Origin of the sequence: Arthrobacter alpinus (assembly GCF_001445575.1) — a bacterium.
Lineage (GTDB): Bacteria > Actinomycetota > Actinomycetes > Actinomycetales > Micrococcaceae > Specibacter > Specibacter alpinus_C.
Genome location: NZ_CP013200.1, coordinates 1,644,311 through 1,670,607 on the forward strand (window position 1 = coordinate 1,644,311; position 26,297 = coordinate 1,670,607).

Genomic DNA, 26,297 nt, shown 5'->3' on the forward strand with positions numbered 1-26,297 from the left:
CAGATACTGGTGGGGCAGCGCTGAGAATCGGAGTTGGCGGGCGTCAGCTTCACCGGCCGAAAGGTTCGGGACTTGGTGGCAAGGATGCTCAAGTGTTCCGGTCTGCGTCTAGGCCTCAACTTACCCTTTGTGGATGCGGCCCTGCCAACCTAGACTGGTCCGCACACGGCAGCCTGGCGCAAACGTATGAAAACCGCTTGCGCTGGCATCGCGAGAACCCCGTCGGCCTACAGATCGTAGCAACCCCCTGTAGTTAGGCGCCAATCCGGCGTTTGACTGAGCGCAGCAGACTCTTCCCCAGCGAGCCATCTACCTGGGCCGGTGGCGGTTCAGGGTAAAGCTTCCCAGCCTCAGCCAGTTTGCGCGCCACCAGGGCGGGAAGATTTAGGCGCAGGGTATTGCTTGTGGGCGCCGAAACGATTCCGCCGGCGTCCACGTAACTCCAACCAGAGCCGAGGTCCAGCACTGATTGATGCTTGACATCGTAGTAGCCGGCCTTGGCGCCAATCACAGTGCCTGTGGCGCCAGCCGCGGCAGCCAGCACATGGAAATGGAAACGGGTTGTCAACCATTCTTGGCTGGCCGTCAGAGGCAGGCCGTTGAGCCAAATCTCGGAAAACGGGATGAAGTTTTCTTCTGGGATCAGGTCCCGAAGCTGTTCAAATGCGGTCCTGTCCGAGCCCGGAATGGCTTCAAAGTAGTGAACGCTGCGGCCGGCTGCCGTTGCCGTTGCAATGCGTTCGCGGGCGAGCGCCACAGCTTGGTCCAGATAGCCGTCGTCGGATGTGTCATTTTGGATGCAGATGCACAAACTGCTAGCAGCTAGCGAATTTCGCCCCATTTCTGCGCTCGCACCCAAGAATGCATCATCAATTCCCGGACCAACGCCAAAAGTGCGTACGCTGGCGTCGTCCCGCGCGCTGGCGTATTCGAAACCATTGAACAGTGAATCGGCGTCAATGCTGCCTTGCTCGTCAAAAGGCATGAGCCCCAGCCCGGTGGCAAACAAGCGCGCCCCTGACATTTCGCGCACGGCACGCATGCCGGCAATCAGGCCATAGTGTTGCGGCCACATTCCGTTGATGTAGCCCCCGCCCAAAAGATGCAGGGAACCGGCCTGGCGCAGGCGCAGAAGACCAAGATCGTAGTGAGGCGAGCCCAGGTTCTTGACCAAATCGGTGACACGGGCGTCCATGTCCGCCGGAGCGAGCCCGGCAGAATCTGCCACGGCCCTCCAAGAGTATTGGTGACACGCAACTTGGGGTGCAGGCCGGCAAAAAGAACCTGGGCCAGCCCGGGGTGCGGGCAGTCCAAATAAACTTCCGTGTCGGGCTGGGTCCTGGCCAAGTATCGCAGCCATGACGCTGCAATGAATTCATCGCCAAAATTGGGGTTCCCCGACGGTGCGACGAGGTAAATGGAGTGCGCGGTCATGCTCATAGATTATCTGATGTGCTCATTTAATTTCGGATATGTCTATTCGTGCGAATACCGGTTGCTTCCGCGCAAGTGACTTGTCAGGGGCGCCGTGGTGCTGCCGTCAAGCAGTAATAGTCAGCAGCCGCAGAGGGCACTTATCCACAGGTTGAAAAATTGCCCCTATCGCGCCCCCGAGCTGCAGGGCTAAGCTCTTGAGAAATGGCATAGGTGATCACCGCAAAGGGGCGGACGTGGTCTGATTGGATGCGCTGGCACAAGTTGAGGATGAAGTCCGTGAACTCATCCGCCGCAGAGGCCTCGACCCGCTGCGGGAAGGCCCGGAAGTCCGTGCCTTGGTCGATGCAGCTGTCAACGACTACGGTGAGCGGTCTTTGCTCGGTGCGGTGCCAGCGCTTTCCCAAGCTGCCGATGCCAAACGGACGGTGTTCAACGCCGTCGCAGGTTTCGGGGCTCTGCAGCCCCTCCTTGAGGACCCGGACATTGAAGAAATATGGCTCAATGCCCCACACCAGGTGTTTGTCGCACGGCACGGTGAATCTGAGCTCACCACTTTGCAGTTCACCGCCCAGCAGGTGAGTGACCTGGTCGAACGCATGCTGAAGAGTTCTGGCCGGCGGCTGGATTTGAGCAGTCCTTTTGTTGATGCTGCGCTTCCAGACGGCAGCCGCCTGCACGTGGTGATACCAGATATCACCCAGAAGCACTGGGCAGTGAACATCCGCAAATTCACCGCCCGGGCTAGCCGACTGGACCATCTGGTCGAACTGGGATCTCTGACCCCTCAGGCGGCAAGGTTTCTTGGTGCGGCCGTCAGCAGCGGGCTCAACATACTGGTCTCCGGCGCCACGCAAGCAGGTAAGACCACCATGCTCAATTGCCTCGCCGCCGGCATCGGATCACGTGAGCGCGTGGTGACAGTTGAAGAGATCTTCGAGTTGAAACTGCCTCTCAGGGACGTGGTGGGTCTGCAATGCCGCCAACCCAACCTTGAAGGAATGGGTGAGATCCCGCTGCGGAGACTGGTCAAAGAAGCTCTGCGTATGCGTCCGGACCGGCTGATCGTAGGGGAGGTGCGCGAGGCCGAAAGCCTCGACATGCTGATCGCCTTGAACAGTGGTTTGCCAGGGATGGCCTCAGTGCATGCCAACTCAGCGCACGACGCCGTGGTCAAGATCTGCACACTCCCACTATTAGCTGGCGAAAACATCACTGCTGCCTTCGTCTTGCCAACAGTGGCGGCCTGCATCGACCTAGTGGTGCACTGCGTCCGGGCACCCAACGGCCGGCGATCAGTGGGTCAAATACTTGCCTTGGGGCGCCGCGTGGAAAACGGCATCATCGAATCAAGCTTGGTCTTTGAAACCGTCAATGGGCGGCTGGAAGCCTCAGAAACCGCCATGCCTGCCCCGGAAAAGTTCGCCGCGGCGGGCTACAACGTGGCCTCCTTGATGGGAGAATCCTGATGTCCGCGGTGGTGGGTCTACTGGCCGGGCTGGGCATGTTCATGATCTGGACGGCGTGTTGGAGTACACCCCCGCGCACCCCCTTGCCTGGACGGCGCAGCAAGGTAGCTACGTTGCTCCACCAAGCTGGTGTTGCGCAGGTGAGCCCGGCCTCGTTGATCCTCAGCACGGCGGTGCTTGCCGTGCTTGTGGTGTTGATTTCCTTCGTGCTGACCGGGGCGCCGGCCATAGCGCTGTGTTTTGGCCTGTTCAGTGCCTATCTTCCGTTTGCGTTGCTGCAGATGCGGGCACGACGCCGGGCGGCCCTCATGCGCGATCTCTGGCCTGACGTGGTGGACCATTTACGCTCAGCTATCAGGGCTGGGCTGTCTCTTCCTGAGGCGTTGGTTCAGCTGGGCAGCAAGGGCCCTGTCCAGCTGCGTGAGGAGTTCACGGCGTTTGGAGCTGATTACAGGGCTAGCGGCCACTTCGAAAGTGCCCTGCAAAGACTCAAATCGTCCTTGGCGGATCCTGTGGCGGACAGAATTATTGAGGCTTTACGGCTCACCCGTGATGTGGGCGGCTCTGACTTGGGCAAGCTGCTGGGAACCCTCTCAGAGTTCCTGCGAGACCACGCCAGAACCCGGAGCGAGTTGGAGGCACGGCAGTCGTGGACGGTCAACGCAGCCCGTCTGGCCGTGGCCGCGCCCTGGATTGTTCTGATGCTCATGGCCACTCGTCCTGAAGCAATCCAGGCGTACAACTCTGCTGCGGGCTGGGTGGTACTTGGCGGAGGGCTGGTGCTCTCCGTACTTTGCTACCGCATTATGCTTCGCATTGGTGCGCTGCCCGAGGAACAACGGGTACTGCAATGACGGGGCACCTGCTGGTGGTGACCGGCGTGGGGCTCGTCCTAGGGGCCGGGCTGTGGCTGATCATGGTGCGGCTCCCTGTCATGCGCCAGCCCAGCTTTGCCCAACGAGTGGAACCCCAACTACGCACGGCGACAAGCCGCTCACGGCTGTTGGACGGTGACGAGTCCGGGCCGCTCTTCGGACCGCTAGAACGCATAGCTCGAGTGGTTATGAAGGACGCCGTTCAGCGCCTTGGCCGGATCAACATCAGTGTCCACGGGCTCAACGCCCGGCTAGCCCAGGCTGGCCGGGTGGAGAGCGCGCTGGAGTTTCGTGCAGCCCAATTGATGTTTGCCGGTTCCGGTCTCGCCGCCGGTCTGCTGTTGTCCCTGTTTCTGCTGTGGCAGGGGAGCGTGAATCTCATGGGTGCGGTATTCCTGACACTGGCCCCCATGCTGGGTGGATATTTGCTGTACGACTACCTGCTCAGCGTCAGGATCCAACGCAGACAGGCCCGGATGTTGGCTGAATTCCCTGCGCTGGCAGAGCTCATGGCATTAGCCGTAGGCGCGGGGGAGAGCGCCGCCAGCGCGCTGGATCGTGTGGCGCGCTCATCGTCAGGGGTGCTCTCCAACGAATTTGGAACGGTCCTGATGCAAACCCGTACAGGGATGCCGTTGGTGGAGGCACTGAATCAATTCTCGGAGAGAGTGAATGTGCCGGCACTGGCACGATTTGTTGACGGCATCAGTGTCGCGATCAACAGGGGAACCCCGTTGGCCGATGTGTTGCGTGCTCAAGCTCAAGACGTACGGGATGTGGCTAAGCGCGAACTCATGGAAGCGGCAGGACGCAAGGAAATCGGCATGATGGTTCCTCTCATCTTCGGGGTATTGCCGCTGACGGTGGTCTTCGCCGTATTCCCTGGCCTGGCGCTGCTGCAGTTTGGTTTCTAAATGGACACACACAACAGCTCCCACAGCGCTTCATGGAAAGCTTCACTGAAATTAGAAAAACAGCAGTTGGAAAGGAAACATCATGCGCGTCATCGAAAAAGCGATGTGGGCGGCAACGGCGCTGTTCACAGCTTGTATGTACCTGGTGGACCACGGGTACCGGAAGTGCCAGGGGTATCAGCGGCAGGTGCGAGAAGATCATGGCCGGCGGCGGTCCCTGCTCATCGTTTTCAGACCAGCAACAGGCCGAAGCGCCGGAGACGTTCCCGGATGGGTACTCATCACCTTGATGAGCGCAGTCCTGGTGGCCGGGCTACTGGCCATCGCGGGACCTGCACTTCAAGGACTGTTCAACCAAGCCATGGAGCAAGTCCAGCCCTAGGTCGATCACAAGTCGCTGTTCTGATGCGCTCGCCTAACCTCGGGCAGTCTCCTCTGCGGGTGCGCTCTGGTGACAGCGGGGCTGCTGTTGTGGACTTTGTCTTGGTGGGTGCGTTGGTGACAGTGATCTTTGTGGCCCTGCTTCAGCTGGCCTTAGTACTGCATGTCCGCAACACCATGGCGGATGCGGCGTCATCCGCGGCCCGATACGGGGCATTGGGGGACCGGTCCGCCGAAGACGCTAGGGCCCGGGCCATCCTGCTCATGGATGGGGCACTCGGCCCGAACTATGTGCAGGACGTGTCCGTGAGCGTCAAAAATCAGGATGGTCTGGAGATCCTCGAAGTGTCCATCAACGCGCCGCTGCCGTTGCTGGGATTCTTCGGCCCAACACGGTCCTTGGAGATGACTGGACATGCCGTCATCACCCGATGAACACCAAACCCGGCCGGACGGTGGGGCAGCGCTCAGTGGCAGCGCCGGAACTGGTCATGGCCCGGAAACTGGCAGTGCCATTGTTGAGTTCATTTTTCTGGCGGTGTTGCTCATGGTTCCTGTGGCCTATTTGATCCTCACGGTGGGCCAGATCCAGGGCGGAGCCTACGCCGCCGTGGGTGCGGCGGATCAGGCAGCCAAGGTGTTCGTGCTGCACAAGGACCTCCCGGCAGCACATCAAGCCGCAGAACAGGCTGTTCGTCTGGCCGTTCAGGATATGGGTTTTGATCCCGACGCGGCGGTACTTTCCATCAGCTGCGACCCCGGCTGTGCCACAGCGGGAGCCACCGTCCGTGCTCATGTTGAGCTTCGAGTGGAATTGCCCGTGGTGGGTGCGCTGCCGGGGGTCAACGCGACGGCCGCAACGGTGGAATCCAGCGCCATGCAAAAGGTGGGCCGTTTCAAATGACCGTTCGAAACGAGCCGGCAAACCAGCCAACAAACCAGCTAACTATGAGGCTAACTAGGAACCTAAGGCTGACCCCAAAACCGGGGCCAACGGCCACAGCTGCGCAGGAGTCCGGCCACGTTATGATCCTGTTGATCGGCTACGTCCTAATCGCCTTGCTCGTCATCACCGTGGTGGCAGCGGCAGGAAGCATCTACTTGGGGCATAAGAAATTGTTGTCCATTGCCGATGGGGCCGCGCTCGCAGCCGCTGACACTTTTGAACTCAGTGGAGGTAGCGCATCCACGGATCCGGGAACCCTGCTGACAGGGTCTTCTGTCCAAGGTGCCGCCTTAGATTACCTTGCTGGAATCGGCGAGCCGGAGGGGTTGGGCGGGATTGTCCTTGACTCTGCCACTGGAGCGGGGGACGGAAGAACAGCGGTGGTGGGCATGAGCGCCGTCGTGCATCCAATGTTTATTAACTTCCTCGTGCCCGGAGGGATCAGTATCAGTGTGGTGAGTACCGCGCGCGCCAATCTGGTCCTGTGAGATCTGCTGGCCGTGGCGTCGCTTGCTGCGGGGCGCTCGGGTGGGCCCGCCCCATAGATGCCCGCCGATGCCGTAGGCTTGAATATCATGGCAGAGATTGACTTTCCCGCAGAACTCCGGGCGCTACGCGCTACCTACACCTCCATCGAGCAGGTCTCCGAAGTGGAGAAGCTCATGGAAAACATTGAGGATTTGTCGGACCAGGCAGGTTCACCCAATTTGTGGGACGATCCCGCCGCCGCGCAGAAAGTCACCTCCAAACTCAGCCACGCCCAGTCCAAACTGGAAAAGCTGCGAACTCTGGAATCCCGGATCGATGACCTAGAGGTCCTCGTGGAGCTGGCCCAAGACGAGGGCGACGCCGATTCCATCGCCGAAGCGACCAAAGACCTCACAGCGCTAAAGAAGTCGCTGGCCGATCTGGAGATCGTGACCCTGCTGGCCGGCGAATACGATGACCGAGAGGCCGTCATCACCATTCGCTCCGGTGCCGGTGGAGTGGACGCTGCCGACTTCGCACAAATGCTGCTGCGCATGTACCTGCGCTGGGCCGAACGCCACGGTTACCCCACTGCGGTCCTGGACACCTCCTACGCTGAAGAGGCCGGTCTGAAGTCCGCAACCTTTGAAGTCAAGGCTCCCTACGCCTTCGGTACGTTGAGCGTCGAGGCCGGCACCCACCGTCTGGTGCGCATCAGCCCCTTTGATAACCAGGGGCGCCGCCAGACGTCCTTTGCCGCTGTCGAGGTGATCCCGTTGATTGAGTCCACGGACAGCATCGAGGTCCCGGACAACGATATTCGCGTTGACGTGTTCCGCTCCTCAGGACCGGGCGGCCAGTCCGTGAACACCACTGACTCAGCTGTGCGCCTGACGCACCTTCCCACTGGCACCGTGGTGTCGATGCAGAACGAGAAGTCACAGATCCAAAACCGCGCAGCGGCCATGCGTGTGCTGCAGTCGCGCCTGCTCTTACTGAAGCAGGCTGAAGAAAATGCACAGAAGAAGGCCATGGCAGGAGATGTCAAGGCATCGTGGGGTGACCAGATGCGCTCCTACGTGCTCAACCCCTACCAAATGGTCAAGGACCTGCGCACCGAACACGAAGTGGGTAACGCGGGAGCCGTTCTGGACGGCGAAATTGATGACTTTATCGATGCCGGCATTCGCTGGCGCGCGGACAACAGGAACGCTGAGAAGCAGCAGTAGTTCCTCTGTAACGTCACAATGATGCACAATGCTTGGCTGGCTCATCCCGGGCAGTAAAGTTGCTGGCGTTAAGCTGTCACGGCCACCGGAATTCTTCGGAACAGCCGTGCTGCATGGGGTGGCAATCTGCTCGATTGCCGTAGTTGGGGGACTTGCCACGTTGGAGCGGAAACTTTTTGGGGATATTTCTCCGTTCACTTATGCCATTGCCGTCAAGCGGCAAATTCTCCAGCGCACGGTGCGGGACCTTATCCGCCGAACACCGCTGGCAACGTCCCGGGATCAGCAAGACCTGCCGGTGGTCATTTACAAGCACAACTCCTTGATCCGGCGGAAGCTGGGCAACGTTGACCTGCTCCTGCAGGAGAACAAAGCTGTCAGCTTGGGCCTCGCCGCGCCGCACATTGACGGCATCCTCATCAAACCCGGTGAGACCTTTTCATTCTGGCATCTGGTGGGTCATTGCTCGGAGAAAAAGGGCTACAAGATGGGCATGACCGTCAGTAGCAACGGTCCTGCCTCCGGCATTGGCGGGGGCCTATGTCAGTTCACCAACCTCTTGCACTGGATGGTGCTGCACAGCCCGCTCGAGATTGTGGAACACCACCATCACGGGGGCATTGACCTGTTCCCGGATTTCAACCGGCAGATTCCCTTCGGCACCGGAACTTCCATTGTTTACAACTACTTGGACTACCGGGTGCATAACCCTACGGCGTCCACGTTCCAGTTCCGTGTCTCGGTGACAGACGAGTATCTGCGGGGCGAGCTGCGGTCCAACGGCGCACCCGGTGTGAAGGTCCACGTGAAGGAAGCGGAGTCCTACTTCCAGGAAGTGGGCGGTGAGGTGTACCGGCGCAACAAGGTGCACCGCCGTGTCATCGACAAGCGCACAGGCAATGAGATCGCTAACGATCTAATAGTGGAAAGCAACGCCAAGGTGCTTTACGACCGCGAGCTCATCAACGCCCCCATTCGTCCGGATCAATCTGTAGCTGCTGGCCGTTAGGGGTGCTCCGCGTGTCACGGATTTCTGGAAACTGCCGCAGTCTGCAAGGCTCACACACCGAGCGCAGTCTGCCACGCTCACACACCGAGATCGGTACTTAGCCACCAATTGCGCTGTGGAACTACCGATCTCGGGGCGAACACCAGCCCAAGTGTGAACCCCAAGGCCCCTAACGCTCCGTAGCCCAGAAAGTCAGCGAAACCGGCAATAGACCCGCAGATTCACAGCAACCCCCAGTCTCGACACACCGCCACGCAACAAGCAATCGCCGGATCCGAAGCCTATAGTCATTAAGCTGGCGGTTTCATCCCCCAAACACCTGCCCGGCTGCCAGCATGCCAGTGGAACTAGCTGGCCGGGCAACGAAAAGTCATGATTCGTTTTGAAAATGTAAGCATTGCTTACGATCGCAAGGACAAGCCCGCCCTCGACGACGTCTCCTTCGATGTGGAACGCGGCGAGTTCGTATTCCTCGTGGGATCCTCCGGCTCCGGCAAGTCAACACTGCTGCGGTTGATCTTGCGCGAATACCGAACCCCACACGGGCAGATCTACGTCGCCGGACAAAATGTGGCCAATGTGCCCAGCTGGCGGGTGCCTAAATTCCGCCGCGGCATTGGCGTGGTGTTCCAGGACTTCCGCCTCATTCAGACCAAGACGGTCTTCGCCAACGTTGCTTACGCCATGCAGGTGCTGGGCAAGAACCGTGCGGCCATCAAGTCCGAGGTCCCGCGCGTTCTGGAATTGGTGGGCCTGGAGGACAAGGGTCACCGCACGCCCACCGAGCTCTCCGGTGGTGAACAGCAGCGTGTGGCCATTGCCCGCGCCATTGTGAACCAGCCTGGGATCCTGCTGGCCGATGAGCCCACGGGAAACCTTGACCCCATCACCAGCGCCGGCATCATGGATATCTTGGACCGGATCAACCAAAACGGCACCACGGTGGTCATGGCCACGCATGATGACGACATCGTCAACACCATGCGCAAGCGTGTCATTGAGCTGCGCGATGGCCAAGTGGTTCGTGATGAGGCCACAGCCCTGTATACCTCCGCGATTCCTGTGGTGTCAGCGACAGGGCCGACTCCCTCAGTAGTTCTGCCCAAGACGGACGACGCCGAACCCATGACCCGCCGTCGTCGTGCAGTCAGTGCCGAGTCAGCAGGCGAGGACACCTCCTCGGAGGAAACCATGCCGCCAAGACTTGAACGCAAGCCTCGGATGCCTTTGGGTGAAGCGGCCGGTAGCACGACGGACGACCAGCATGACGGGAACAAAAAGTGAGACTTGCCTTCATTATGAGCGAGTTGGGAAGCGGCTTGCGCCGTAACCTGACGATGGTCATTTCAGTAATTCTGGTGACCTTTGTGTCGCTGACGTTTGTGGGTACGGCCGGGCTGCTGCAGATGCAGATCGGTCAGCTCAAGGGATTTTGGTATGACAAGGTTCAGGTCACCATTTACCTGTGCACCGACGTGCCAGCCAACACCAACTGCATTTCCGGGCCCGTCACGGACGATCAGAAGGCGGCCATCGAGGACCTGCTGAAATCGCCGGCCGTGAAGCCGTATGTGGAGACGTGGGCCTTTGAATCCCAGAAGGAGGCTCTGGGTCATTTTCAGGAGCAGTTCGCGAACTCGCCCATGGTTGATTCGGTGGAAGCGGCTAACCTGCCATCCTCGTACCGCATCAAGCTAACTGATCCGGAAAAGTACCAGATCATCAATGAGACCTTCGCAGCAACTCCGGGGGTGGATTCAGTGGTGGATCAGCGCACGGTGCTGGACAAGCTGTTCTCGTGGATGAACATTGCCACCTATGTTGCGGTGGGTGTTGCGGCGCTCATGACTGTTTGCGCGGCATTGCTTATTGCCACCACCATCAGACTGTCTGCGCAATCGCGTACCCGAGAGATTGAGATCATGCGCTTGGTGGGCGCCTCTCGAACAGTGATTCAGCTGCCGTTCGTGCTTGAAGGCGTCATTGCCGCCACCATCGGGGCGTTGTTGGCATCGGGCGCTGTGTGGTCAATTGTGCACTTCTTCTTCGGTGGCTACCTGGCCGCATCTAATTCGGGAACGCCCTATATTTCCACTGGCGACGCCTTCGTGATCTACCCGATTTTGATCCTGCTGGGCGTGGTCCTGGCTGGCGTATCGTCAGCCGTATCCTTGCGCAAAAACCTGAAAGTGTAAGGTAGGTAGGGGTCTTGTTAGTCAAGATACCCATGTGACTGATGTTGTTGATGTCAATCTTCAAGGAGCTCAAGGCATGAATTCGAAATCAAGCGGGGGAATTGGAACCGTGAAATCCCCCCGGCTTGGGCGTACCGTGCCCGGCTTTCGTTCACTGCGTCACCGCCTCGGTGCGGTGGTTGTAGGACTCTTGGCTGTGGGCCTGTTGGGTCTGGTGCCACCAGCCCAGGCCGACGATCTGGCCGATAAAGCCAGCGCCCTGGAACAGCAAGCTCATGACGTCCAGGCTTCACTGGAGTTTGTTGACACCGGTCTTGCCAAATCGGCCGCAGATCTGGTCACGTACCAAGGACAACTTCCTGGGCCCAACAGGCATTGACAGATGCTCAGGGCCGAGTCAGCGCAGCTACCGCAGAGGTCAACTCCTTGGCGGCCCGGATCGACATTGCTCAGCAGAACAAAGACAAGATCACCGCTGAAATTGCTTCGGATGCCAAGAAGGCAACCGAGACTAAGGACATGATCGGCCAGATTGCCGCGCAGTCCTACAAAGCCGGGGGACTGCCCGCCAGTTTGACTCTGATTTTGGGTACCGACTCCGGCACCAACTTGGCTGACTCCATCGATTTGGCGGAGCAGGCTCTGCGCAGCCAGACTGCCGCGCTGGAGCAGCTCACGGCACAGAAGGCCACCAACCAAAACGCACAAGCGCGACTGGTTGCCGTGGAAGCTGAAATTACGGATCTGAAAACGCAGGCGGACGCAGCACTGCTCGCCGAACAAGCGGCACGTGATGCGGCGGCCACGAAGAAGGCAACCGTTGACAAGCTCATCACCGACTCGGCAACACTGAATGCCAAGCTGGAAGCTGAAAAGCCGCGGATTCAGGCCAAGCTGAAGGAAGTACAGACGCAAAAAGCTGCCGTTGCTGCAGAAATTGCGGAGATTCAGCGCAAGGAACGCGAAGCTGCTGCGGCAGCTGCAAAGGCTGAGGCCGAGAGGGTTGCCCGCGAACAGGCGGCGGCCGCTGCGGCAGCCGCAGCAGAGGCCGCAGCCCAAAATAACGCCGGTTCCGGTGGTGGAAGCAGCTACGTGCCGCCGGTCTACGTGCCAGCGCCCTACGTGCCGCCTGCACCGGGAAACCCCTCAGCTTTTGGTTTGCAACACCCGTTCTCAGTGAATGTGCCGATCACTTCCGGCTTTGGCTGGCGGCAGACCCCCGCAGGAACCATCGATTTCAATGGCACCGGCGGCTACGTGCATACCGGCATTGACTTTGGAGCTACCTGCGGAACCCCCGTTTATGCGGCAGCTGCTGGCACCGTGGTCATGGCGGGATGGGATGTTTGGGGCGGTGGCTGGGGCGTGAAGATCAGCCACGGTGTCATCCAAGGAAATGCCCTGTTGACTGCTTACTACCACAACACCAGTGTTCAGGTCTCTAACGGACAGCAGGTCAGCCGGGGCCAGCTGATCGCCATCTCTGGAGGAACAGGTAACTCCACGGGCTGCCACGCCCACTTTGAAACGTGGCTCAATGGCGTTGCGGTAGATCCTATGACGCTCCTGTAACAACCCACCCAACAAACCATCGTCTGCGGCAAGACATGCAAGTCACTTAGATGACTGCGCGGAGCGCGGCTTAGGTCATGGCAGGTCCGGTTGACGGTTGAATGACCGTTGGCCGGGCCTGTACTTGCTAGACTTGTTGCTTGCGCTGCCGCTGCGGCAGCCAACTATCTATGAAGGAGCCTGCTGTGCCTAAGGAAAGTGGCCTGAAGGTTGTGGCCGCCAATCGCAAGGCCCGGCATGATTACCACATCATGGACACCTTCGAAGCGGGTTTGGTCTTGATGGGTACCGAGGTGAAGTCGCTGCGCGAAGGCCGGGCTTCATTGGTTGACGGCTTCGCCACGTTTTACAATGACGAGCTGTGGCTCGAGGGCGTCTACATCCCCGAATACCTTAACGGCAGCTGGACCAACCACACGGCCCGTCGCCGTCGCAAGCTGCTGTTGCACCGTGAAGAGCTAGAAAAAATCGATCGTAAGACCCGTGAATCCGGCTTCACGATCGTCCCGCTGCAGCTGTACTTCAAGGACAGTCGGGCTAAGGTTGAAATCGCCATTGCCAAGGGCAAGAAGGACTACGACAAGCGCCACACACTGCGCGAACAGCAGGACAACCGCGAGGCGCTGCGTGCCATGCGTGAGAAGAACCGCGGCTGATGCCTCCCCTCAGCGAATTCATCGGAACCTGGAGCCTGGACCCGTGGGCCCTGGGCCTGATGCTTGCCGCGGGGGGACTGTACTCGTTGGGTTTAGCCAGGGCCGCCACGATGGGCGTCCGCTGGCCATTGTGGCGCATTGCGGCATTCTTTGGGCTCGGTCTGGGCCTGTACGCCGTCATCAACTTTGGTTTCTTGGGAACGAATTCCCCTGACCTGCGCTGGGCATTTTCAATCCGGATCGCCTTGCTGCTTTTTGTTGTACCCGCCGGAATGGCGCTAGGACTTCCCCTAGGTTTAGCGCGGCTGACCATGCGTGAGGGAAGGCTACGCAGCTGGCTCGGTGCAGCGGCACGGCGGCCCCTGAAGCTGTTTTCCAACAGTGCCGTTGCTCCCATGGTGGGACTGCTGGTGCTGTCGATGATGCTGACCCCGCTGGCCGGGATCACACGCATGAACCCGTTTCTTGAAGGCCTGCTGAGCATTGTCATTCCCCTGTTGGGGCTCTTGATGGTGTTGCCTCTGGTGGAGGAAAAGACGCGGATCAGCACGGCAATCATCATGCTTCAGTTTGTGTTTGCCTTCATTGAGCTGCTCGGTGACGCCATCCCCGGCCTGCTGATGCGCCTCAGTCCGAACATCCTTGACGGCGCGGCGGCCGTCTCTGCTGCCCGCCCGCAGTGGTTCCCGTCTGTCGTGAGGGACCAGCAACTTGCGGGAGACTGGCTCTGGTTCATTGCCGAAATCATGGACTTGCCCGTCTTGATCCTGTTGTTCCTGCGCTTCTCCAAATCGGACAATCGGGAACGGAAAGTCCTAGATGAACTCACCGACGAGCAGATGGACCAGCTAAACGCTGTCCACCTGCACCAGCGGGACTAACAGTGACTTCGCCGTTGGTTCGCCGGCATTGGTGGCTCATTGCGGCCGCGGTGGTAGTCATCGCGGTGATGGTGTCTCTGGTGGTGAACGCCTCCACCTCGGGCACCACCACAGTGCAGGCGTCCCCGACGCCGGCCAGCGTAGCTCCACCCCCGAGTGCCCCGTCCACATCCTCAACCAGCGCTTCGGTCCCGCCGTCGAACGTAAGCCCAGCTCCGGCGTCGTCCGCTCCGGCTCAGAGCCTAGCCGCCAAGAAACTGGCTGCCATGACCTTGGAGCAACGGGTGGGCCAGGTGCTCATGGTGTCATCGCCCGTGACCGGGACCGATGAGAGTTCCCTGTATGCCCTGGAAACCCTGCAAGTGGGCAACGTGTTCATGAAGGGTCGCAGCATGGCAGGGGTGGCCGGGATTGGGGCCGAAGTGGCCGGTGTTGTGGCGCATATTTCCGGCTCACGCTCTGATGGGGTGCGGCCTTTTGTGGCGACCGATCAGGAAGGCGGATTTGTGCAGATCATGCGTGGCCCCGGATTCGATGACATGCCTCAAGCCATTGAGCAGGGTCAGCTTACGCCGGCGGCTCTTCGCGACGATGCTACCCGTTGGGGAGAGCAGCTGACGGCCGTGGGCGTGAACGTGAATCTGGCCCCCGTCCTGGATACTGTGCCGAGTGCCGAGTTTGCCCCGTTGAATGCCCCCATTGGCAGCTTTGGCCGGGAATATGGCTACACGCCAGCGTTCGTTTCCAGCCATGGATTGGCCTTTGCCCAAGGCATGATGGCTGCCGGAGTGGAACCCACCATCAAGCATTTCCCAGGGCTGGGACGTGTCACCTTGAATACCGATGTCGCCGCTGGAGTGACGGATGAGACCACGGTGCGTTTGGACCCCTACATAGCCCCGTTCCGCGACGCCGTGAACGCCGGGGTGCCGTGGCTCATGATGGCTAATGCGTGGTATCCCAAGATCGATCCCGACGCCATGGCCCCATTCTCGTCTGTGATTGTGCAGGAAATGGTGCGCGGTGATCTGGGCTTCACCGGCATCATTGTCAGCGATGACATTTGCGACGCCGTTCAAGTCTCGGAAGTGCCCGTGGGGCAACGCGGCGTGGACTTCCTTGCGGCGGGAGGCACCATGGCGCTGTGCACCAACTCCGCCCTGCTGCCGCAAATGTATTCCGGGATGGTCCAGGCTGCCCAGTCCGATCCTGCCTTTGCTGCCAAGATTGATAAGGCCGCGCTACTCGTCCTGGAGGCCAAAGCGACCAAGGGGCTCATCGACTAGTGACATTGGGTAGTGACGGGGAATATAACCGGCCTGCAATGCGCTAGCATAGATAGTCCACGAACTATTGCCCCCGGGCACGGGACGTGGATTTGAAAAAACAATAGGGGATGATCGGTTTCGACGGTGTTAGTCGAGACAGGTGAAGCGGGTCGAGGATACAGGGTTAACTCGTAAACGATCTCTGTAAAACACAAGTGCTGAATCAAATCGCACTGACTTCGCTCTTGCTGCCTAAGCAGTAAGACAGTCCGTCAGCCCGGGAATGCTCTCGTCCCGGATACTGGCGTCATCTAGAGGGCCACTGCTCTAAGTGCTTGTTGTAGGCGCTTAGGGGACTCTTTTACAACTGGGCCTGGCAGCTACTTGTTTGCGAGATAGCTGGGGCCGAGAAAAACCGCTGCAAACTGCACCCGGAGAAGCCCTGACAACACAACATCGGACGGGAGTTCAATTCTCCCCATCTCCACATCCCTATTGGGACCTGTTCCTTGCCCTTGCGGCGAGGGACAGGTCCTTTTTCTTTGCCCTTTTTCTTTGCCCTTTTGCTTGTCACGGTGACCTGGCGGTCCTGCCACATTTTCAGTGAGCCTCATCATATATAGGGGGTTTCGGGGTTAATTGACAGGGTGAATTATTGTCCTTTTGGCTAGTCCTGCCCTGGCCGATGGGATGCTTCTTGGTGGACTGCTGTGATTTATTTCGCGGCCCGGTCCGCGAAATGACGAAAGAATTCGTGGTGGCAAACCAGTCGGACAGCTGCTTTCCCACCCGGGCTTTCATCGCCAAGTTGATACGAGGGGAATTAGTAATGCACGAAGGACGACCAGAGGCGGTGCCGTTGTCCCTAACAGGAAATGGCACAAACAAGCTTGCTAGGGGGTGGCTGGCTGCACTGGCCGGTGCGATTGCTATCGCATTGACTTTCGCATCCCTCATTGGTGTTGGAACCGGTGAGGCCGCCGCGGCAACGCCCGGCATCACCACAACTGTCACGGTTGGGGGTGTAACGTACAACGGTACTCCCGTGGTCAGCGAAGGCCAGGTGGTCACCATGAACATGCAATACAGCCAGGATGTAGTGCCAGGCTCCACAGTGACCATCAGCCTGGGAGCCAACGTCACCCTCGGTGATGTACCCGCGGGGAATGAGCAGATCGAGTCGATCACGAAGGACCCCAGCGATTCCAACAAGGTTCTTGTGAAATTCAAGGATCCGCTGCCAGACACCGTACAGGGTCTGCTCTCCTTTAACTTCAGCATGAATCAGGTTAACGGCAGCTCCAAGGAGAAAATCGTATGGACCGTAGACGGCGAAGAGAAGTCACTCGATGTCATCATCAAAAATAACGGCGATGACTTCGCTAACGTCAACGACTACCAGTCGAAGTCGGTTTCCAACAATGGCAACTTGGGACGGTTTGTCAGTTACAACGCAGCGAGCGGCAAAGTAACACTTGCTACCGGTGTCATCGGTGCTCCAATCACATACACCTTGAATGTCGACACCAAGGCTGCCAAGGCCGGATACATCATCGCCGATGCGCTTCCTGCCGGAATGACGTACAAGTCGGGATCCTTCACCGGAACCCAAACCACGTGGGATACCAACGGACTGAACAAGGCCGTCGGTGACGTCGCGTTCGCGCCAACCATTGCGAACAACACCTTCTCCGGCCAGCTGGACCTGCCGGCGTCGTCGATGACGACCATCAACTACTCTGCCCACGTTGCCGATGAGGCCGCCCGTGTGGCCCTAGAAGCACAGCTGCAGGCCGCCGCTGACAAGGTGACGGGACCTGCTGGCGGGAACTACAACGTCAACCTGAAAAACACAGTCACTTTTGGGAATTCTGGCACTAAGGAAGCGACAGTTTCCATTGGTGGAAAAGTTACCGGAGTGGAAGGTCCAGGCGTAGGCGCGGCCTTTACGAAGGATGCTAACTGGTTGAATAAGGACGTTGAGCCCCAGACCGACGGCTCGCTGGTTCCTCCCGCGGATGTCACCTATACGCTGAATACCAACCTGACCCAGTGGGACGGCAGCAATGTGCTGAAAACTCTGACGTCCAATGTTGTCATCTCCGATAAGTTGCCGGCGCAGGCCAGCTGGAATACCGCCGATGCCGCATTCCTCACCTCCAATGGCATCGATCTGGAGAAGATCGACCCCGTGGCTGCGGCCGTGTTTGCCGGCGACGAGTACGTTGGAAAGTATTTCGTGGACGGTCAGTCACTTTTCATCAATGTGGGCAAGGACAACGCGTTAATCTCCGCTGTGGCGGTGAAGGCTCATATCAATTCAGTGACCGGGCTTAATAAAGAGGGGACCGCCGTCCCGGGTGAAACGAAGCAAAAACTCACCAACAGGGGCGAGTGGAGCTACTCGAATGGGCTCGGAAAACAGCAGACCGGGTTCAACAGGGAGGCCTTCCTCTTCTCTTATACGGAGAGCGCGGACGGATTCAACGCTCCTGACTACTTCAAGAAGGAAACGGTCAACAAGGATGTGGTTGCCAAGCCAGGCGAATCCATCAAGGTTGACTACAAGTTCACGGTGGGCGCCGGCAAGGGCATTGACCTCACGAAGAGCTCCATCGTTGATTACGTTGATACGAACATCTATGACATTTCCGACCTTGACGCCGTCAAGGCAGCAATTGCCGCCAAGTATGCCGGGTCGCGTGTCATGGGCGGAGAGCTTTTTGATGTGACGCTGAACGGCGATGGAAACCTTGCCATCGCACTGAATGATGCTGGAATTGCCAAGGTAACCGAATGGGGAATCGACAAGGCGTTTGAACTGACGTTAACGCTGGTATCCAAGCCCATCGCCGGTAAGCAGACACTGCGGATCAAGAACAAGGCGACGCTCTTCGGTGAAGGCAACAAGGCCCTGTTCTGGTCCGAGGTGCGGATGGAAGCCACCACTTACGGTGATGAAGCCGAAATTCGCAAGACCGTCCGCGACACTCTCAATACTGAGTGGACGCAGAACCTGCGCGCCGAAGTAGACGCCCAGGGCAACTTGATTAGTGATCAGTTTGTTTACAATGTGGCCCTGGTGCCCCATGGTAAGTACACGGGTGTCCCGATCTTTGACGTTGTGGATGTACTCCCTGAGGGTCTCGAGTTCGTGGGCTTCGTTACCGACGACCATGTCGACGATCGGGCTAACCCGACACGTGGAGTGCAGGATCTGGTCGGAAACGTCCAGGCTCGGTTCGAGGACCCCACCGGTGCTGCTCCCTCGGGAAAGGTAGTGCTTTTCCAAAAGGAAGGCACCAACCTGGATGCCAGCAAGGGCGATCCTGCCGCAAATATCTTGGTTCGAATCAAGGCCTTTTCTATTGACGAAGCGATCATCAACAGCATTGGATCAACGAAGGCAACGATCACGCCGTCGAACGGCTACCCGCTGTCAATCGCCAAGGTCAATGCTGAAGATCCTGAAGCTGTCATTAGCGATACCGCAGCTCACTTCCAGATCCTGGATGCCGAACTGAAGGTTGTTGTTGACAATGTCTTTGTTGAAGATGGCGCCCTGCGTGTCACCGACGACGAGGGAAAAACCAAGAACGTGAAGGTAGCTACTCCCGGAACGTACACCGTCAAGGAGATCAAGGCGCCGGCTGGCTACAAGCTGTCCACACAAACGATTCAGGTGGTCGTTGGTAACGACGGTTCATCTGACGCTGTAGCCTTCCCCAACGAACCAGTTGACGCTAGCTACGCGGTGGGTGACTTTGTCTGGGTGGACGCCAACAAGAACGGTCTGCAAGACGATGCAGAAGTCCTTGAAGGTGTCACGGTCACGCTGTTGGATGGTGCCGGCAAGACCGTAGCCACAACAGAAACCGACGCTGCGGGACGGTACATGTTTGATGAGCTGCCGGCAGGTGAATACCAGATCAAGTTCGAGCTCACTACTGCCCAGAGTGCGATCTACGACTTCACCACCTCGAATGCACAGGCTAACGCCAAAGATGCCGACGATTCTGACGCTAATCCGGCGACGGGTCTCACTGTCAAGTTCGCCCTTGACGACACGAATGTGGCTCTGACCAAGGATTACCGTTTCGACTTCGCTGCCACTGAGGGCATTGACCCGACGTGGGACGCCGGTGTGATTGTAAAGCCCAGCGTTTCCATTGGTGATTTTGTTTGGGTTGATTCCAACCGTGACGGTCTTCAGTCTGAGGATGAGCCTGGTATTAAGGATGTTGTTCTGGCTATCACGGGTCCTGATGGTAAGGCTGTCACGGATGTGTTCGGCAAGGCTGTTGTTTCTGTGAAGACTGATGATAAGGGCGCTTACACCTTCGTGAATCTTCCGGTTCTGAAGGCTGGCGAGTCCTACACGGTTACGATCGATCAGGATGCTTCGAAGGTTGCGTTGGCTCCGTATGTTCCGACCCTTGCTGGTGCGGGAGATGACCGTAAGGTTGACTCTTCTACCTGGACGGCTACTTCTACTGCTCTGACGATGGATGGGGACCGGGATCAGAGCCTGGACTTCGGCTTCGTTCTGCCGAAGGTATCCGTTGGTGATTTTGTTTGGGTTGATTCCAACCGTGACGGTCTTCAGTCCGTGGGTGAGCCTGGTATCAAGGGTGTTGTTCTGGCTATCACGGGTCCTGATGGTAAGGCTGTCACGGATGTGTTCGGCAAGGCTGTTGTTTCTGTAAAGTCTGATGATACGGGTGCTTACACCTTCGTGGACCTTCCGGTTCTGAAGGCTGGCGAGTCCTACACGGTTACGATCGATCAGGATGCTTCGAAGGTTGCGTTGGCTCCGTATGTTCCGACCCTTGCTGGTGCGGGAGATGACCGTAAGGTTGACTCTTCTACCTGGACGGCTACTTCTACTGCTCTGACGATGGATGGGGACCGGGATCAGAGCCTGGACTTCGGCTTCGTTCTGCCGAAGGTATCCGTTGGTGACTACGTCTGGGTTGATTCCAACCGAGACGGTCTTCAGTCCGTGGGTGAGCCTGGTATCAAGGATGTTGTTCTGGCTATCACGGGTCCTAATGGTAAGGCTGTCACGGATGTGTTCGGCAAGGCTGTTGTTTCTGTAAAGACTGATGATACGGGTGCTTACACCTTCGTGGACCTCCCGGTTCTGAAGGCTGGCGAGTCCTACACGGTCAGCATCGACAAAGACGGGTCGAAGGAAGCCTTGGCTCCGTACATCCCGACCATTGAAACTGAAGGAAACCGCGAAGGCGACTCTTCTACCTGGACGGCTACTTCTACTGGTCTGACGATGGATGGGGACCGGGATCAGAGCCTGGACCTCGGCTTCGTTCTGCCGAAGGTATCCGTTGGTGACTACGTCTGGGTTGATTCCAACCGAGACGGTCTTCAGTCCGTGGGTGAGCCTGGTATCAAGGATGTTGTTCTGGCTATCACGGGTCCTAATGGTAAGGCTGTCACGGATGTGTTCGGCAAGGCTGTTGTTTCTGTAAAGACTGATGATACGGGTGCTTACACCTTCGTGGACCTCCCGGTTCTGAAGGCTGGCGAGTCCTACACGGTCAGCATCGACAAAGACGGGTCGAAGGAAGCCTTGGCTCCGTACATCCCGACCATTGAAACTGAAGGAAACCGCGAAGGCGACTCGGGACTGCCCCGGCTTTGCTTGACTCCTGACTTGTGAGGATACGTTCCTTGCAGCAAGGATATTGATATGCCTAAGCCTTTTCCCGCCGAGTTCCGCCGCGATGTTGTTTCCGTGGCTCGCAAGCATGAAGCACCGATCGCTCAGATCGCTAGGGATTTCGGGATCTCCGAGGCCACTCTGCATAACTGGCTCAAGAAAGCCGATATCGAGGACGGCACCCGCCCGGGTGTAAGCGCTGTTGAGGCGGCCGAGCTGCGGGATGTGAAGAAACGCATCCGGCTGCTGGAGCAGGAGAATGAGATCCTGCGTCGGGCCGCAGCGTTCTTCGCCCGGGAGCTGCCCCCAAAATGACGTTCCCGCTGGTCCTTGATCTTGCCGCGGACGGAGTCCCCGTCGCGGTGGCCTGCCGGGTGCTCGGCTTCTCCAAGCAAGCCTTCTACGCATGGAAGGCGGCTCCGGTGACGGACCGGGATTGGGCTGATGCGCATCTGATCAACGCCGCGCTAGATGTCCATCGCGACGACCCGGCGTTCGGGTACCGGTTCATTGCTGACGAGTTGAAGGACCAGGGACTGGCTGCGGGTGAGAACCGGGTCCAGCGCCTGTGCAGCAGCCAGCGAATCTGGTCCGTGTTCGCCAAGAAACGCGGCCTGACGCGCAAAGCGGGCCCGCCCGTCCATGACGACCTGGTCAAGCGGGACTTCACCGCAACGGCACCCAACCGGCTGTGGTTGACGGACATCACCGAGCACCGCACCGATGAGGGCAAGCTGTACCTGTGCGCAATCAAGGACGTGCATTCGAATCGAATTGTCGGCTACTCGATTGATTCACGCATGAAGGCGTCTCTGGCCGTTGCAGCTCTGCGCAACGCGGTGTCGCTAAGGTCGCCACAGGGGCGGTGGTGCATTCGGATCGTGGCTCTCAATTTCGTTCCAACGCCTTCGTCCGGACCCTGAAGAGCAACGGGCTGACTGGGTCGATGGGGCGGGTGGGTGCGTGTGCTGACAATGCCGCCATGGAGTCATTTTTTGCGCTGCTGCAGAAGAACGTTCTGGACCGGCAGCGCTGGTCCACGCGGCAGGAACTGCGGCTGGCAATCGTGACCTGGATCGAGAAAACCTACCACCGGAAACGCCGACAACGACGACTTGGCCGGCTAACACCGATCGAGTTTGAGACAATGAATACCGGCCTCGAAGCCGCCTAGAAACACTAAACCCCGAGAGTCAATGAAACCCGGGGCAGTCCCCTCTTCTACCTGGACGGCTACTTCTACTGGTCTGACGATGGATGGGGACCGGGATCCGAGCATGGACTTCGGTTTCGTGGTGATTCCGACTCCGGTGGAACCCACCACCCCGGCACCCGCCCCGGCGAGCACAACCCCCGTTGTGCCCGCCACCTCGGTACCCACCTCGGCACCCACCACGCCGGCGACCACCGACGAGCTGTCCAACACGGGCTTCGACGGTGCGGTACTGATGGCCATGGGTCTTTTGCTGACCATGCTGGGAGGTGGCGCCGTGGTCCTGACCGGACGACGACGTCGAGCTTCCACGACGCGGCACTAGGCACATAGCCAGCTGAGACACGTGCGGCCCCGCCTCCCGAAAGGGAAGCGGGGCCGCACGTGTCTGTTGAGGCGTGTCCAGCAGAGCAACATGAGTCCCGTGACTGAAATTGCCCAGAATTTTAGTTCAGCAGGTTTTCCTGATGCGCCACGAGCAGGGCTTCCTCGCGGGAGGCGACGCCGAGCTTCTTGTAAAGGCTGCGCAGCTGGGATTTGACGGTGTTGAGGCTGACAAAGTTGATGCGCGCGATCTCCGCCCGATCACCGGTCGTGGCAAGTGTCGCCAAGATAGTGGACTCACGGCGAGTGAGCGCGATGGACTCGAGCTTCACGGGGATGATTTCTTCAGGCAGGGTGGCCGAGCCCGGGTAAGGAACGTTCATTTTCTCCATGGATGTGCGGAGCAGGTCTCTGTCGGAGGCGGTCAGCATCACTAGCGGCCAGTGGTTCGCCAATGCCGTGATGGCACCAGAAATCATTTCGAGATCGGTGCGCAGGGATTCCTTGGGAAGTAAATGCAGACGTGCAACTGTGAGGAGCACCCGGGCCTCCACGGACTGTAGGGCTGTCGTGAATGCAATCTTAGGACTCAACAGCTCCGCAGTTTGCGCTGGATTGCCTGTAGCAAGGCTGAGGCGGGCCCGGGTGATGATCGCTGCGGGATTCTTAGAGGGGAGCTTGGCTAGGGCCGCACCGGCCCCTGAGGCGTTGCCGCCGGTCAGTAGCAAGTCCGCGTGAAGGACCAGCAAGGCTGTTGCATCCAGAGGGTTTAGGGCGGGCAGATCCCTCCGCCTGCCCAGCACCACAGTGAGGCGACCAGCAGCGATGCCGGCCTGTCCTCGCAGCAAGTCAATATGCGCTTCGATGACACGCAGCCTGCCCCAGAATTCACTGGTTGCCGTTTCCGAGATGACCGTCTTTAGATGTTCTGCCGCAGCGTCCGGTTGCAACCTGCCCAATTCAATCATGCCAAGCGCCACGGCCAGCGGCGTTTTTTGGTACAACTCCATGTCGGTGGTGTGGAAGGAAAACTCCGAGGCCAACTGTGCGAACATGGCAGCTGTCTGAAGATCCCCGTCTACGGCATGCCTGTAAGCGAGCAAGGACATGGAAAAGTACTGCGCCTGTTGGGAATCCGCAATCTCACCAGTGGCCACAGACTGTTGCAGGGCCTTTTCAGCACTGTTGAAATCGCCTACCAGCAACAGGGTCAAACCCCACTGGCCCAAGGAGATCGTCTCGACGATTCGCAGCTTGTCCCGGTCAGCCAAGGACAGTTCGTTCAAGTTCTTCAGCGCGGTGCGTGATGTTGCTGCCGCCACCTTGAACTGGCCTGTCATGCGCAGCGCCACGGCCCGCGCAAGGCCCATGGCTACACGTTCCTCCGGTGGCACTGACTTGCCCAGGAGTTGTGTAGCAGAGAGTGCCAACGCGAAGTGTTCCAGGCCCTTGAAACGGGTACGTTGGTCACCGTTGTAAATGATGCCCAAGGCCACTGTCAGCAGTGGATACTTCACTAACTGGGTCTTGGGGATCCGGGGAAGTGTGCGTTGCAGAACCTTGGCGCTGTCAGCGAACAGAAGCAAGCCGGACTGGATGAGGATATTCGTTCCCTGCCGATAGTCCTTGTTGGTCATGGCGTAGTCGAAGGCCGGAGAATGTTGCTTACGGGCCAACTCAAAAGCCGCGGCCGCTTCAAGCGTCTGAGCCTTGCAGCTTGCAATCTCCGCTGCCATCTTGCGGGTGAGTGCAGCCTTGATGATGGGCCTGTAGCTATATCGGATGCCGAGGGATGCGTTGGTTGAGCTCAACAAGTTGTTTTCCAACAGGATCCGGATGCTTGGCGCCAACTCCTGGTCGGGAACAAGGGCTCGGACGAGTGCCGCGTCGAAATGGTTCAGGGGCAGGGTGACTGTGAGTAGCCGGGCCACGGCAGGCTTTTGGAGCTGATCCCGCGCCGAGACGCTTTCAACTAGTACCATGTCCGTGACACGGGCGATAATGTGCTCGGCAAGGTTCGCTGCCGGGGCGAGGGACCCCTGGGTCGCCAGCCGGGCAGTCCTATGGGTTATTGGGAGGCCCTGGAAGTGTTCGTTCAGCTCGTCACTGATGGCAGCGAGCGGGGTACCTTCATGAAACTGAGATGCTTCTGCTGACGAGAACGTGAGGTCATCGGCGTCGACCACATAAACGTCAAGCCCGGTGGAAAGTTGTACCTTTTCAATCTCTAGGACGGAACGTGTTTCCACTATCAAACTTAGCTCCGGTGTCCGGACTAAAAGGCGGGCCAGGTCCCTCTCAAACGCGGTACCTTGAACCGTGTGAAAATTCGTCACGATCACCGTCAGTGGGGCTGCTCCTGCCAAGGCTGCGGACACGTCGGAAACCGGATCGGTTGAAGGATCCTTTGAAGGTTCGACGGCGTGACCGGACTCGGTGCCTCCCGCTTTGGCATCACGGTCCTGTGGTGCCATGACTGTCTGGAGTAACTGCTGCCAGAACACCTCGACGGTGGAAAGCTCTTCATCCAGGATTAGCCAAGCAGTTTGACGACTAGTTTTTTCTGCCCATTGCTGTAACGCGGTTGTCTTGCCACTCAGTCGGGGGCCCGCACAACACAAAGGGGGGCGTCGGCACCGGTTTCGATCAGCTCGACGACCCGGGGCCGATCAATCACCAGATGTGAATTGACTTGGCGCGGCTTTCGCAGCTGGTGCACATTTTTGCGCTGGAGTTTGGCCATGTCCATGCGCTGCAAACCCCCTTTTCCCCATTGCTGATGCAGAACAACCTGTTGCCCGTCCACTGCGGGGAGTCAGGGCTGCCCCAGTTAGGGAGACCTCAAGAGTGTCAAACGAAACGCTATCAGTGTACTGGCCCGAAGCGGTTTTTAGTGTCGTGGGGTGGAGTCTAGATGAACGGGAAACGCAGCACAAACAATTGAGTGGTGGGCCGGCACTGAAGCCAGACCACCACTCACCCCCAAAGTTTTGTGTACCGCATTGGGCAAACTTTGTTCACACATTCATTATTATGCCAGATACTAATGGAAATGTGTACATCTACTTTGAGGGGCTCAGACGTCTAGTTCGGAGGCCAAAGCCACAACTATTCTAGGCGTGCACATTCTTGCTAATGGGTCGGCGGATGAAGGACCACCAGACAAGTGCCAGACCTAGGGCGACAAGCAAGATCGCGGTGAAGTTCATGATGTCCACTGCCTGCCAGTTTGCCCATCGCGGAATTCGCAACGGCACGGTGGCACAGACCAACGAAAACCCAACCAACAAGAAGAACGCTGCTGCCCGGTCTACGACGGGTCGTCGCGACAACGTCGCCTTCGCAGTTGCCACCACCACGCAGGCTGCGGCGTAGGTGGTATAGGCAACGCCGAACCATGAGTACGCCGTCACGGCTGACTGGTTGGTGAAGGCCACCAGTCCCGTACTGGAACCGTCTACGTCGGCGAGCACATAGCTGACGCAAAGTCCCAGTGAGGAAATCGCCAAAACAGCCACGCCCAAGGGCCCCCTGATGAGGGTTCGAGCCAAAGGGGAATTATAGGCGGCGGCAACCCTGGAAGTCAGCAGGAAAAAGACACCAAACATGCTGAGCCGCAACACGACATTGGCCAAGTTGATGCCCCCAAGCAAGGCGTCAACGGGCAGGTAAATTGCCGGCAGGCTCAGCGCGACGCTGACCGTCGCTAGGATGAATGCCCATGAAAGCCCACGGTTGCGTCCTTTGAGCAGGGAAGGCACACGCCAGAGGCTGCAGGCCAAG

General features: G+C 58.6%; 19 protein-coding genes, 1 other RNA gene and 2 pseudogenes. 19 read left to right on the forward strand and 3 right to left on the reverse strand.

Annotated elements, in window-relative coordinates:
- Window positions 1-253: 253 nt before the first annotated feature.
- On the reverse strand, window positions 254-1,228 hold the full coding sequence (locus AS189_RS07260; RefSeq protein ID WP_062286997.1) for a polysaccharide pyruvyl transferase family protein: 975 nt from the start codon (window positions 1,226-1,228) through the stop codon (window positions 254-256).
- Between the two features lie 451 nt (window positions 1,229-1,679).
- Here AS189_RS07260 and AS189_RS07265 point away from each other — a divergent pair, with 451 nt between their 5' ends.
- From AS189_RS07265 to AS189_RS07360, 19 genes and pseudogenes are all read left to right on the forward strand, one after another.
- On the forward strand, window positions 1,680-2,903 hold the full coding sequence (locus tag AS189_RS07265) for a CpaF family protein (RefSeq protein WP_062286999.1): 1,224 nt from the start codon (window positions 1,680-1,682) through the stop codon (window positions 2,901-2,903).
- Window positions 2,903-3,757 carry a type II secretion system F family protein gene (locus AS189_RS07270; RefSeq protein WP_062287001.1) on the forward strand — a complete coding sequence of 285 codons (855 nt, stop codon included), beginning with the start codon at window positions 2,903-2,905 and terminating at the stop codon, window positions 3,755-3,757. The genes AS189_RS07265 and AS189_RS07270 overlap by 1 nt, the downstream gene beginning before the upstream one ends.
- Window positions 3,754-4,692: a type II secretion system F family protein gene (locus tag AS189_RS07275; protein ID WP_062287003.1), complete on the forward strand. Its 939-nt coding sequence runs from the start codon at window positions 3,754-3,756 to the stop codon at window positions 4,690-4,692. Before AS189_RS07270 ends, AS189_RS07275 begins: the two co-directional genes overlap by 4 nt.
- 136 nt (window positions 4,693-4,828) lie before the next feature.
- The gene (locus tag AS189_RS07280; RefSeq protein WP_424581545.1) at window positions 4,829-5,074 is read left to right on the forward strand and encodes a hypothetical protein; all 246 of its coding nucleotides are present in this window, start codon (window positions 4,829-4,831) and stop codon (window positions 5,072-5,074) included.
- Window positions 5,075-5,097: 23 nt separating this feature from the next.
- On the forward strand, window positions 5,098-5,508 hold the full coding sequence (locus tag AS189_RS07285) for a TadE/TadG family type IV pilus assembly protein (RefSeq protein ID WP_062287007.1): 411 nt from the start codon (window positions 5,098-5,100) through the stop codon (window positions 5,506-5,508).
- Window positions 5,489-5,977, forward strand: coding sequence for a hypothetical protein (locus AS189_RS07290; protein ID WP_062287008.1), 489 nt, complete (start codon window positions 5,489-5,491; stop codon window positions 5,975-5,977). Before AS189_RS07285 ends, AS189_RS07290 begins: the two co-directional genes overlap by 20 nt.
- A gap of 122 nt (window positions 5,978-6,099) precedes the next feature.
- Window positions 6,100-6,507 carry a pilus assembly protein TadG-related protein gene (locus AS189_RS07295; protein WP_062287010.1) on the forward strand — a complete coding sequence of 136 codons (408 nt, stop codon included), beginning with the start codon at window positions 6,100-6,102 and terminating at the stop codon, window positions 6,505-6,507.
- 87 nt (window positions 6,508-6,594) lie between these two features.
- The gene (gene prfB, locus AS189_RS07300; RefSeq protein ID WP_062287012.1) at window positions 6,595-7,716 is read left to right on the forward strand and encodes a peptide chain release factor 2; all 1,122 of its coding nucleotides are present in this window, start codon (window positions 6,595-6,597) and stop codon (window positions 7,714-7,716) included.
- 28 nt (window positions 7,717-7,744) lie between these two features.
- Window positions 7,745-8,725 carry a VanW family protein gene (locus tag AS189_RS07305; protein ID WP_237759996.1) on the forward strand — a complete coding sequence of 327 codons (981 nt, stop codon included), beginning with the start codon at window positions 7,745-7,747 and terminating at the stop codon, window positions 8,723-8,725.
- Between the two features lie 372 nt (window positions 8,726-9,097).
- Window positions 9,098-10,009 carry a cell division ATP-binding protein FtsE gene (ftsE, locus tag AS189_RS07310; RefSeq protein ID WP_082634145.1) on the forward strand — a complete coding sequence of 304 codons (912 nt, stop codon included), beginning with the start codon at window positions 9,098-9,100 and terminating at the stop codon, window positions 10,007-10,009.
- A complete protein-coding gene (gene ftsX, locus AS189_RS07315; protein WP_062287014.1) occupies window positions 10,006-10,920 on the forward strand; it encodes a permease-like cell division protein FtsX in 915 nt (304 codons plus the stop codon). Before ftsE ends, ftsX begins: the two co-directional genes overlap by 4 nt.
- Window positions 10,921-10,996: 76 nt before the next feature.
- Window positions 10,997-12,492: pseudogene (locus tag AS189_RS07320) on the forward strand (peptidoglycan DD-metalloendopeptidase family protein).
- A gap of 185 nt (window positions 12,493-12,677) precedes the next feature.
- The gene (gene smpB, locus AS189_RS07325) at window positions 12,678-13,148 is read left to right on the forward strand and encodes an SsrA-binding protein SmpB (RefSeq protein WP_062287016.1); all 471 of its coding nucleotides are present in this window, start codon (window positions 12,678-12,680) and stop codon (window positions 13,146-13,148) included.
- Window positions 13,148-14,029, forward strand: coding sequence for a cytochrome c oxidase assembly protein (locus tag AS189_RS07330; RefSeq protein WP_062287018.1), 882 nt, complete (start codon window positions 13,148-13,150; stop codon window positions 14,027-14,029). Before smpB ends, AS189_RS07330 begins: the two co-directional genes overlap by 1 nt.
- A gap of 2 nt (window positions 14,030-14,031) precedes the next feature.
- Window positions 14,032-15,315 (forward strand): glycoside hydrolase family 3 N-terminal domain-containing protein, encoded by a 1,284-nt coding sequence (locus tag AS189_RS07335; protein WP_237759997.1) that lies wholly within the window; start codon window positions 14,032-14,034, stop codon window positions 15,313-15,315.
- Window positions 15,316-15,421: 106 nt separating this feature from the next.
- Window positions 15,422-15,787, forward strand: a transfer-messenger RNA (tmRNA) gene (gene ssrA / locus AS189_RS07340).
- A gap of 447 nt (window positions 15,788-16,234) precedes the next feature.
- Window positions 16,235-20,977 (forward strand): SdrD B-like domain-containing protein, encoded by a 4,743-nt coding sequence (locus AS189_RS07345; RefSeq protein WP_160320801.1) that lies wholly within the window; start codon window positions 16,235-16,237, stop codon window positions 20,975-20,977.
- Window positions 20,978-21,007: 30 nt separating this feature from the next.
- Window positions 21,008-22,151 (forward strand): annotated as a pseudogene (locus AS189_RS19825) (IS3 family transposase).
- A gap of 103 nt (window positions 22,152-22,254) precedes the next feature.
- Complete coding sequence (locus AS189_RS07360; RefSeq protein ID WP_062287025.1) at window positions 22,255-22,515, forward strand: LPXTG cell wall anchor domain-containing protein; 261 nt, start codon at window positions 22,255-22,257, stop codon at window positions 22,513-22,515.
- Between the two features lie 121 nt (window positions 22,516-22,636).
- Here AS189_RS07360 and AS189_RS07365 read toward each other — a convergent pair whose 3' ends face one another.
- The gene (locus AS189_RS07365; protein ID WP_129587189.1) at window positions 22,637-24,988 is read right to left on the reverse strand and encodes a helix-turn-helix transcriptional regulator; all 2,352 of its coding nucleotides are present in this window, start codon (window positions 24,986-24,988) and stop codon (window positions 22,637-22,639) included.
- A gap of 639 nt (window positions 24,989-25,627) precedes the next feature.
- A complete protein-coding gene (locus AS189_RS07375) occupies window positions 25,628-26,275 on the reverse strand; it encodes a hypothetical protein (protein WP_129587190.1) in 648 nt (215 codons plus the stop codon).
- Window positions 26,276-26,297: the final 22 nt, after the last annotated feature.